Here is a 9,316-nt window from a genome sequence, read left to right on the forward strand (position 1 = left end):
CCCCCGCCAAAACATCCCCCCCCAAAACCCCGCGCGCACCCCTGGCGGGGCCCCGCCGTTTCCCCCCCCCCCTACCCCGCCCCCAACCACCCGGCCCGGGGGCCCGCGGGCCCCCGTTTCCTGTTGGGCCGCAAGGGCAGCTCAGGCGGCCTTGCCGTTGGCGTTCAGCGCTTCGTCGGCCAACCGGCCGGTGAGTTCGGCCATGTGGTCGAAGACGGCCCGGTAGCTGGCGACACCCGCAGTGGCCGAGCGCAGCTCGATGATGAGGTCGCCGATCTCAGCCTGCGGCATGGTCGCCTCGACCACGTCCCATCCCGGCCAGTCGGGCCGCGCGTCGTAGCCGAGGATCTGGCCGCGCCGCTGCGGGATCAGAGCGATGATCTTCGACGTCGCATCCGACGGCGTGACGATCTCGACCTTCATCACCGGCTCCAGCAGCACCGGCGAGCACGCGGCCATGCCTTCCTTCATCGCCAGCTTCGCCGCCATCTGGAAGGCCATGTCGGAGGAATCGACCGCATGGTAGGAGCCGTCGGAAAGGTTGACGGCAACATCGACGACCGGGAAGCCGAGCGGGCCCGATTTCAGGTAATCGCGCACGCCGGTCTCGACCGACTGGATGTAGGTCTTCGGCACGACGCCGCCGGTGATCGTATCGGTGAACTGGAAGCCTGAACCGCGCGGCAGCGGTTTGATCTCCAGCACCACATCGCCGAACTGGCCGTGGCCGCCCGACTGTTTCTTGTGGCGGCCGCGCTGCTGCGTCGCTTTGCGGATCGTCTCGCGATAGGGCACGGCCGGCACATGGCCTTCGACCGGGATCTGGTTCTTGCCTTCCAGCCGCTCGCGCACGACGCGCAGATGCATCTCGCCATGACCGGACAGCACGGTTTCGGCGGAATCCTGGTTGTGATGCAGGTTGAGCGAGGGATCTTCCTCGGCCAGGCGCTGGATGGCCGCCGACATCTTGACCTCGTCCTTGCGCTCTTTCGGCCGCAGCGCGAAGGCGAAGACCGGTTGCGGCGGCGCCAGCGTGACCAGCGGCTTGATGCCGCCCTTGGTCGAGCTCAGCGTCTGGCCGGTCCTGACGGCGTCCAGCTTGCCGAGCGCCACAGTGTCGCCGGCCTTGGCCGAAGTCAGCTTGACCTGGTCCTTGCCGAGCATCTTGTAGATGCCGGAGACCTTTGCCGTCTCGCCGCTGGGAAGGAACAGCTCGGCGGCGTCGGCGACCTGGCCGGACAGGATGCGCGACACCGACAGCTTGCCGCCATGCGCGGTGTGGATGGTCTTCATCACTTGGACCACGGTGGCATTGCCATCGGGCGCGCCGAGACGCTGGCGCGTCGCCGCGATGTCGGGTGCGTCGTGACGGATCGCCTTCAACAGGCGCAGCACGCCGTTGCCCTTCTCGGCGGTGCCGATCAGCACCGGCGTCACCGTGCCGTCGCGCAGATCTGCGGCGAGGTCGTCGAAGATCGCGTCCTTCGGCGGTTCGATCTCGTCAAGCAATTGCTCCATCAGCCGGTCGTCATGGTCGGCGAGTGTCTCCAGCATGGAAAAGCGCGCCTCGAGCTCGCGCGCCTTGTCGTCGCTCGGGATCTGGGCGACCTCGCTCTCGGCATATTCGCGGTAGATGTAGGCACGCTCCAGAGCGAGGTCGATCGAGCCGATGACGACGCCGTCCTTGCGCAGCGGGATCTGGCGCAGCAGCAATGGCACCGAGCTTGCCGGCTGCAGCATCTTCAGCGTGTCGCGCACACCTGCTATCGCCTTGTCGACCTTGTTCAGGAACAGCATGCGCGGCACGCCGAGCTCGTCGAGCTTGCGCATGATCAGCTGCAGGGCAGGGATCTTCTTCTCGTCGGCCTCGGCAACGACCACGGCGACGTCGCAGGCGGCCAGCACCGGCTCGGCTTCGAAGGAGAATTCGATCGAGCCGGGACAATCGACGAAGGTGAACGGCTCGCCCATGAAATCGGTGGTGGCGAAGGTCGCCTCGACGCTCATGCCGTGAGCGCGCGCCTCGGGCGAATGATCGGAAACGGTATTTCCGGACGAAACGGGATTCTGGCGGGGAATGGCGCCTGTACGGGCGAGTATGGCTTCGAGAAGTGTCGTCTTACCGCTTGCGAAGGGACCGACTATGGCAATGCATTTCGGTCCCGTGCGTCGTCCTCCGGCGCGAGTACCCATGGCTGACCTCCACTCAGGCGTTTCCCTGTGAGCGGCGGCCGGCCTGTCGGCCGTCGCGGGCGAGGCTTTTTTCAATTTGCCACCTACCCAAAGGGCATCGTCCCACGGGCAGGCCGGGAGGGCAAGGGATTTGAAGTTGAAGGGATTTGAAGTTGGGGCCGGTTCAGCCGGTGCCGGTCAGGCGCGACGCCAGCGGGGGTGCGTCCACGCGCTGCACCGCCACCGTCTCGGCAAAGCGCGCGAGCAACGGATTGAACAGGTCCGCACGCTCCCAGAAAGGCGCATGCCCGGCGCCGGAGACGATGTGGCAATGCTCCCACAGCGAGCCGTAGGCGAGCGTCTCAAAATAGCCGAGCCGGACGAACGGATCGTTCTCGCCATTGACGATAGCGACCGGAAACGCGGCTTGCTCGACCACCTGTCTCTGGTCGGCACCCTTGCCGGTGAGCATGCCGCGCGTCACCGCGGCGCGCAGCCGGCCGTCGGTGCGCAGGATGGCTTGGCGAAAGGACGGATCGGCGGTGTCGCCGAAACACAGCGTCTCGAAGCGCTCGGCATCGCGTTCGGAATACGTCTTTTTGGACGCCAGCAGCATGTCCCAATGCGCGTGGAAGCCGCGCAGCATGCCGAAAGGACCCTTCGATACCGGCGGCGCGCCGGTCAGCATCAGCCCGCCGACGGCGCGGTGAAAACTCGCGAGTTCGATTGCCACGTGCCCGCCAAGCGACCAGCCGAAGACGACGGCGCGGCCGATGCCCAAGGCATCGAGGAGCTGGGCCGCCGATTGGGCAAGGCCGGCGATTGTGTAGTCCGTCGCCGGATCGCGGGCGTCCGACGATTCGCCATGGCCGGGCAGGTCGAAAGCAATCAACCGATGGGCAGCGGCCAACGGGCTGTCGAACTGGCGGGCGAATACGGCGCGCGAACTGCCTGAGCCGTGGATCAGGACAAGCGGGATGCCGGGTCCCGACGACTGGCTGAGGCGCAAATCCGCTTGCGGCGTGCGGATCGTGCGGTGGGAAACGGCCATATCTGGTTTGGACCTTGGGATTGTCTCCAGGTCAACATCGCATGCCGAGGTCACCATGTTGTTTAGAACGGTGGTTAAGAAATGATTTCTGGGTTTCTGCCGGGTATGATGAACGAATCCACCACAGCTAACCCCCGGAGCCTGATGATGGAATCCACACTCGACCTTCTCGTCTCGATCAGCAGCATCGCGACGCTCGGCCAATATGCCTGGTCGATGCGCGCGCATTTCCAGTCGCCGAGCATGTCTCAAGGCGCGATGATCATTTCGGCCGTCGTGGTCGGCACGGCGCTGTTCTTTCTTGCGCTGCTGTGGATCGAGCGGCAGCCATTGGCGGCGAAGATCGGCGGGCTCGCCATCGAACTGGCAAGCTCGGCGCTGTTCTGGTGGGCGATCTCGGTCTCCCGCAAGGCGGGGCTGCGGTTCGCATTCGATCCTGACAATCCTGACAGCCTGGTGACCGAAGGCCCTTATCTCCATGTCCGGCATCCGTTCTACACGTCCTACATCATCTTCTGGGTCGGATGGGGTATCGCGACCTGGTCGGTCTGGGCGGTGGTGCCGGTCGCCGGCATCGTTACGATCTACGTGATCGCGGCCTTGGACGAAGAGCGAAAATTTTCGCGGACAAGGTTGGCCGATGCCTACGACGCTTACCGCACGCGGACCGGTCTGTTCTGGCCGCGTTTTGCCCGCAGCCGGCAGGAGATGCAGCCGGCATCGGACGAAAGTGGTAGGGTCTAAGACACTGGATTGAATCGAGGATTTGCGACGATGAAGATCATTGCCTGCGGCAGCGTGCCGACGATTGTTGCGCCGGAAAAATACTTCACTGGCCGGGTTTTGCAGACGCCGATCATCGAGAAAGAGGCGCCGGCGCGGCTCAGAGCCACGCTGGTCAGCTTCGAGCCCGGCGCCCGCACCCACTGGCACACGCATCCGCTCGGCCAGACGCTCTATGTCACATCCGGTGCCGGTCTCGTGCAAAGCTGGGGCGGGCCGCTGCAGGAGATCAGGGCCGGCGACGTCATCTCCTTTGCGGCCGGCGAAAAGCACTGGCACGGCGCCGCGCCCAAATCGGCGATGACCCACATCGCCATGCAGGAGGCGCTCGAGGGTGCGCATGTCGATTGGCTGGAGAAGGTGAACGACGAGCAGTATGGCGGCTGAAACGTCTCAGACCAGCGCGGCGGTAAAGCGCTGGATGCGCGTGCAGGCCTCTTCGAGCAGAGCCTCCGACGTGGCGTAGGAGATGCGGAAGTTCGGGCCGAGGCCAAAGGCCGAGCCGAAAACAACCGCCACGCCCTCGGCCTCGAGCAGTTCCGAGCAGAAGGTTTCGTCGCTGTCGATCACCTTGCCGTTCTTGGTCTTCCTGCCGATCAGCTGGGCACAGGAGGGATAGACGTAGAACGCACCCTCCGGCGATGGGCAGGTGATGCCGCGCGCCTGGTTGAGCATCGAGACGACGAGATCGCGCCGGCCCTGGAAGATCGCCTTGTTCTTCGGGATGAAATCCTGCGGGCCGTTCAGCGCTTCGACCGCCGCCCATTGGGCGATGGTGCAGGCGCCGGAGGTCTGCTGGCCCTGGATCATGTCCATCGCCTTGATCAGCGGCACCGGGCCTGCCGCGTAGCCGATGCGCCAGCCGGTCATGGCATAGGCCTTTGACACGCCGTTCATCGTCAGCGTGCGCTCATAGAGCTTCGGCTCGACCTCGGCGATGGTCTTGAAGACGAAGTCGCCATAAGTCAGGTGCTCGTACATGTCGTCGGTCAGCACCCAGACATGCGGGTGCTTCAACAGCACGTCGGCCAGGCCCTTGAGCTCCGCCTCGGTATAGGCGGCGCCCGAGGGGTTGGACGGCGAGTTCATCAACAGCCATTTGGTGCGCGGCGTGATCGCCTTTTCCAGCACGGTCGCCGTCAGCTTGAAGCCGTTGTCGATGGAGGTGTCGGCAAAGGCCGAGGTGCCGCCGCAGATCGCCACCATTTCGGGATAGCTCACCCAGTAGGGCCGCGGGATGATCACCTCGTCGCCGGGATTCAGCGTCGCCATGAAAGCGTTGAACAGGATCTGCTTGCCGCCGGTGCCGACGATGGTCTGCTCCGGCCGGTAGTCGAGATTGTTCTCGCGCTTGAATTTTTTCGCGATCGCATCGCGCAGCGGCACGATGCCGGATACTGGCGGATACTTCGTCTCGCCTCGGCGGATGGCCTCGATCGCGGCGTTCTTGATGTTGTCGGGGGTGTCGAAGTCCGGTTCGCCGGCGCCCAGCCCGATCACGTCGCGGCCGGCGTTTTTCAGCTCGCGCGCCTTCTGCGTCACCGCGATGGTCGCGGAAGGCTTTACGCGGGAAAGGACGTCGGCAAGAAAGGCCATGACAGATATCTCCAGAAAGGACCGGCGGGCGAAGGCGCTGCGGCGCCTCTCATGTCGCATCATCTGGTCAAGCGCAAGCCCAGCGCAGGCATTGTCGAATGAGCCAGCGCGCAATGCTGGCAACAATAAATTCATCAACGATCGGTAAAAGCTTGAACGGCAGGACCGTGGCCGGTCCGCCAGTCTCGCATAGCGAGGAACCGTGACACGCAGCATCGGGCTTGCCCATATCATCCGCCATGATGACGGCACCGCCAGCGGTGTCTGGGGGGGCTATACGCTGCAAAGCGCGTTCCAGCCGATCTTCGCCTTCAACAAGGGCAAGCTTTCCGTCGTCGCGTTCGAGGGGCTGATCCGGCCGTTCCGCGAAGGCGAGCCGCAGCCGCCAATGAGTTTCTTCAACAGCTGTCCGGCGGTCGACCGCCTGCATATCGAGGCGCTGACACGGACGCTGCACCTTCTGAACGCCGGCGCCTGCCTGCCGCGAGACGCCTCCATCTTCATCAATTTCGATCCATCGGTGTTCACCGACCGCAGCATCGCCGACAAGGCGCTGCGCGAAATGCGGCTGGTGCTGCACGAGGCCGACATCGATCCGCGCCGCGTCGTCTGCGAGGTCACCGAACAGAAATCTGCGTCGCAGGAAACGCTCTACAATTTCGTCGAGGCGCTCAGGGGCAATGGTTTGCGCATTGCCGTCGACGATTACGGCGCCGACGAATCCGACATCAATCGCATCAAGGAACTCAGGCCAGACATCGTCAAGTTCGACGCCGACTGGATCATGACGCTGATGGAATCCGGTGCCGGCTTCGCCTTGCTGACCGCCATGGTGACCAGCTTCGAAGAGCAAGGCATCCGTACGGTATTCGAGGGCATCGAGACGGGCTGGCAGCTCGAGCTCGCCGAAAAGTCGGGCGCCTCGATGGTGCAAGGCTTCGTGCTGGCACGCCCGGAGCTTGCACCGACCAGCTTTCACGTCTTCGACAAGGCCGGGCAGGCATCAGCGGTGTCGCCCGATAAGGACAAAGTGCCTACGGCCGTTTCGACCTCGCGGCGGCCGATGCGGGCTTTCGGGCGCAGGGTGGCATCGTGACCGGGCGGGCCGACATGCGGCGCAAAGTCGGCGAAGCGATCTTTGCCGACGAGGTCGGCATCGAATATGGCGTCTACGGCGCATTTCGGCTGAGGAGCGCCTATCAGCCGGTCTTCGCGCCGCGCGGCAGGCTTCTCGCCGCCGTCGCGGTCGAGGGACTGATCGAGCCGCACCGCGCAGGCAGGCCGGTGGCGCCGCAAATCTTCTTCGAAGGTGTGCCGGCAGCGGATCGGCTGTTTGTCGAAACCATGTGCCGGGTGCTGCATTTGCGCAACTTCCGCAACATCGGCGTCGACGGGCTCGACCTGTTCTTCAATTACAATCCGCTGATCAACGATGACCCCGCACGGGCGCTGGCCGAAATCAGGCTGATGACCAGGCATCTGGCGGATTTCGGCCTGCATCCCGGCATGCTGGTCTGCGAGATCACCGAACAGGCGGCCGGCGACAAGGTGCTTGTCAGCCTGGCGCGCGAGATGCGGCGCGACGGCGTCCGCATCGCCATCGACGATTTCGGCACCGGGCATTCGACCGAAGAAAGGGTAGCGCTGGTGCAGCCCGACATCGTCAAGATTGACGGCACCTGGTTCGCAGAATTCTGCCGCCATGCCGCCGCCGAGCGGTTTTTCCGGCCGCTGGTTTCGACGCTGCACGACCGTGGCGCCAAGGTGCTGGTCGAAGGCGTCGAGAACGCCACGCATCTGCGCGTCGCGCTGGATGGCGGCGTCGACCTGCTGCAGGGCTTTTACCTTGCCCGGCCGGCGCTGGCCGGTACGCTGTTCGACGAGGAGCCGCTGTCGATCGACAGGCTGCTTGGCAGGGACAACAACGTCATCCCCCTATTCGGCTAGGATATATCGAGATTCAAGTGATGCCGGCCTGCGAACGGCGGTTTCCTGCGCTTCCGGTGCTCACGTACCCAAAGTACGCTCCGCTCCGGTTCTCGGAACCCACCCTTCTCGGCTCGGCCTGACTTGAATCTCGATATATCCTGAAATGCATCAGCGGCGCTGATGCTTACGCCAAAACAAATCACTGGATGAAGCCGCCGCTGCCGCGATAGAGGCTGGATCAAGCCCTGAGACGGGTGGTTGCGAGCAAGGGGGAGCACCGATGATACTCTATGGAATGATCGACAGCGGCAATTGCTACAAGCCGCGCCTGTTGATGGCCAAGCTCGGCATCGCTTTCACCAATGTCGAGGTCAGCTCGCACACCGGCGACACGCGCAAGCCCGACTATGTCGCGAAAAACCCGAACGCCATGGTGCCGCTGCTCGAACTCGACGACGGCCGGCGGCTGGCCGAATCCAATGCCATCCTGCTCTATCTCGCCGAAGGCACGCGGTTTCTGCCGGCGGACAGATACGAACGCGCGCTGGCCTATCAGTGGCTGTTCTTCGAGCAATACAGCCACGAGCCTTATATCGCCGTGCGCAGGGCGCTGCTGACCTTCCCCGAAAGAGCCAAGGACGCAACGCCCGAGCGGCTGGCGCTGACGCTGGAGCGCGGCAACAAGGCGCTTGGCGTCATGGACAAGCACCTGGCCGGGAGCACGTTCTTTGCCGGCAATGCGCTCAGCGTCGCCGACATCGCGCTCTATGCCTATACGCACACGGCCGAGACGGGCGGGTTTCAGCTCGACGCCTATCCGGCGGTGGCCGCCTGGCTGAAAAGGGTCGAGGCCGACCCGGGGCATGTGCCGCTGGAGTGGCTGCCTTAGTCACGCTTCTCGGCGCTTCGCGGCTCGCTCCGGAGGTCGGGCTTGCGGCCCTCGGCCGATGACGTGAATGGTCGCGCGGCTATTTCAGCAGGCGATCATATTCGGAATGGGTGCCTATCCAGAACCAGACCACGTCATCGTGGTCGCGAACAGCCACGGCGCGGTAGTTGATATCAACCCGCGCCGACCAGTAGCGCCCGACCTGTTTGAAATGCAACGACGGGTGGAACGGGTCAGAATTCAGTTTGGCGAAACGTCTGTTCGCCTTTGCTCTGATTAACGAGGGCAGTTTTGCGTAGGCCTCCCAAAACGAGGGAGTAGCAAAATGATTCACAGAGGCCGGGTCCGGCCGGCGCGATGATCAGCCAAGGCCTGCTCGGCAAGCTTGTCCAGCCTGCCGCCCTTGGCGTCGGCTTCGATCTGCCGGTCCCACATGTCGGCCTGCAGCGCCTCGAACCATGCGGCAAACGCTCTCAGCTCTTCGGGGCTTAGTTCGGCAACGGATTTCTCAATCTGTTCAAGCTTGCTCATGAATTAATAGTACCACATTGGGCCAAAAACACCACAAAGTGGGACTATAGGCCCAAGGCAGCGGTTCACTGGAATCCAGACAGCAAAAAGGCGGGACAAAATCCCGCCTTCCCATGCTTGGTAGCCTGATCGGGAGCGCTTTGGCCGGGCCGGCAGCAATCTGCTGCTTCGGCTTGTCGGGGTCTTTCGCTCCGGCGCGCTTCTCGCGCGACCGCCAGTACATCCGTGACTTGCCGCGGGCCCCCCCGCAAATCCCCGCCCGCGGCCAAGCCCCGAAAAACGGGCCGTGCGGCGAGCCACCCCGGCCCCCGAGGCGGCGGGGGGGGGCGGCGGGGCGGCGCAGTAGATAATATGTTCGGGCAGAC

10 protein-coding genes are annotated in these 9,316 nt (G+C 64.1%); 5 read left to right on the top strand and 5 right to left on the bottom strand.

Annotation, left to right across the window (positions count from 1 at the left end; translation table 11 throughout):
- Nucleotides 1–141: 141 nt before the first annotated feature.
- On the bottom strand, nucleotides 142–2,193 hold the full coding sequence (locus NKH33_RS32870) for an elongation factor G (RefSeq protein WP_352683561.1): 2,052 nt from the start codon (nucleotides 2,191–2,193) through the stop codon (nucleotides 142–144).
- Nucleotides 2,194–2,356: 163 nt separating this feature from the next.
- On the bottom strand, nucleotides 2,357–3,223 hold the full coding sequence (locus NKH33_RS32875; protein WP_352475048.1) for an alpha/beta fold hydrolase: 867 nt from the start codon (nucleotides 3,221–3,223) through the stop codon (nucleotides 2,357–2,359).
- A 144-nt stretch (nucleotides 3,224–3,367) separates the two neighbouring features.
- Between NKH33_RS32875 and NKH33_RS32880 the strand changes: the two genes are divergently transcribed.
- Nucleotides 3,368–3,967 (top strand): methyltransferase family protein, encoded by a 600-nt coding sequence (locus NKH33_RS32880; RefSeq protein WP_352923679.1) that lies wholly within the window; start codon nucleotides 3,368–3,370, stop codon nucleotides 3,965–3,967.
- A gap of 30 nt (nucleotides 3,968–3,997) precedes the next feature.
- A complete protein-coding gene (locus tag NKH33_RS32885) occupies nucleotides 3,998–4,393 on the top strand; it encodes a (R)-mandelonitrile lyase (protein ID WP_352683825.1) in 396 nt (131 codons plus the stop codon).
- Nucleotides 4,394–4,399: 6 nt separating this feature from the next.
- On the opposite strand, the gene NKH33_RS32890 is transcribed toward NKH33_RS32885, so the two are convergent.
- Entirely contained in the window at nucleotides 4,400–5,602 is a 1,203-nt protein-coding gene (locus tag NKH33_RS32890; RefSeq protein WP_352923682.1) for a pyridoxal phosphate-dependent aminotransferase, read from the bottom strand.
- Nucleotides 5,603–5,804: 202 nt separating this feature from the next.
- Between NKH33_RS32890 and NKH33_RS32895 the strand changes: the two genes are divergently transcribed.
- From NKH33_RS32895 to NKH33_RS32905, 3 genes are all read left to right on the top strand, one after another.
- Nucleotides 5,805–6,698, top strand: a complete 894-nt coding sequence (locus NKH33_RS32895) for an EAL domain-containing protein (RefSeq protein ID WP_352923685.1) — start codon at nucleotides 5,805–5,807, stop codon at nucleotides 6,696–6,698.
- Between the two features lie 14 nt (nucleotides 6,699–6,712).
- The gene (locus NKH33_RS32900; protein ID WP_352923687.1) at nucleotides 6,713–7,549 is read left to right on the top strand and encodes an EAL domain-containing protein; all 837 of its coding nucleotides are present in this window, start codon (nucleotides 6,713–6,715) and stop codon (nucleotides 7,547–7,549) included.
- 262 nt (nucleotides 7,550–7,811) lie between these two features.
- Nucleotides 7,812–8,420: a glutathione S-transferase family protein gene (locus tag NKH33_RS32905; RefSeq protein ID WP_352705351.1), complete on the top strand. Its 609-nt coding sequence runs from the start codon at nucleotides 7,812–7,814 to the stop codon at nucleotides 8,418–8,420.
- 79 nt (nucleotides 8,421–8,499) lie between these two features.
- On the opposite strand, the gene NKH33_RS32910 is transcribed toward NKH33_RS32905, so the two are convergent.
- Together NKH33_RS32910 and NKH33_RS32915 are read right to left on the bottom strand one after the other, a co-directional pair.
- Nucleotides 8,500–8,754 carry a type II toxin-antitoxin system RelE family toxin gene (locus NKH33_RS32910; protein WP_352616729.1) on the bottom strand — a complete coding sequence of 85 codons (255 nt, stop codon included), beginning with the start codon at nucleotides 8,752–8,754 and terminating at the stop codon, nucleotides 8,500–8,502.
- Nucleotides 8,751–8,951 (bottom strand): hypothetical protein, encoded by a 201-nt coding sequence (locus NKH33_RS32915; protein ID WP_352475039.1) that lies wholly within the window; start codon nucleotides 8,949–8,951, stop codon nucleotides 8,751–8,753. The genes NKH33_RS32910 and NKH33_RS32915 overlap by 4 nt, the downstream gene beginning before the upstream one ends.
- Nucleotides 8,952–9,316: the final 365 nt, after the last annotated feature.

The sequence above is a fragment of the Mesorhizobium sp. M1182 genome, assembly GCF_040318335.1.
In the GTDB taxonomy this organism is placed as follows: Bacteria; Pseudomonadota; Alphaproteobacteria; order Rhizobiales; family Rhizobiaceae; genus Mesorhizobium.